Annotated in this window: 1 protein-coding gene; it reads right to left on the bottom strand. The window is 35.4% G+C overall.

What is annotated here, in order from left to right:
• Positions 1-190 precede the first annotated feature (190 nt).
• Positions 191-571, bottom strand: a 381-nt coding sequence (locus tag GMD1S_RS08815) for a hypothetical protein (RefSeq protein ID WP_000308284.1), incomplete at its 5' end; no start/stop codon positions are given.

Genomic DNA, 571 nt, shown 5'->3' with positions numbered 1-571 from the left:
CAAATACTACAAGGGCTATAACTAGCCAAAGTAAAGTACGTTTTTTCATCTCTTTCTTCCTATATAGTGGAATCTAAGTATATTATATCATGAATGTAAAAAAAAATACTTTTAGCAAGTATTCGAAATCGGTGGGGAATGAAGAGAATGTTAAATTTGAGTAAAAATTATCAAAGGTTTTAAGTTACTATTAATCAAAAATCCTTCCTCCTACTCGCAATGGACCGCCTTGCATCATAGTATCAAAAGCAACTCGTCCATCTTCAATTTCAAAAATTACTTGCCAAGTTGAGCCCTCTATATTATTAAAGCCTCCTCCAACTATTACAACATTCCCTCCTCCTTTTGGAGTTCCATTTCCAACTTTTTCCCACATTGTTTCATCCCAATCAATCTGAACAGATTCTACTTTATGATCTAAAGATTTTACAAACTCCTTAATCTCCTCTTCATGCTCCTTTAAATAAGCCAACTGCTTAGCCCGTGGGCTTAGAAATAGATTTGTTTCTTGTGCTATCCATGCGCCTCCTCCAAATACTACAAGGGCTATAACTAGCCAAACCAAAGTACG

It is taken from the genome of Streptococcus sp. GMD1S (genome assembly GCF_000296875.1).
Taxonomy (GTDB): domain Bacteria; phylum Bacillota; class Bacilli; order Lactobacillales; family Streptococcaceae; genus Streptococcus.
Note: the sequence above shows the minus strand (reverse complement) of the source record. Positions and strands in the feature narration are given on the sequence as shown.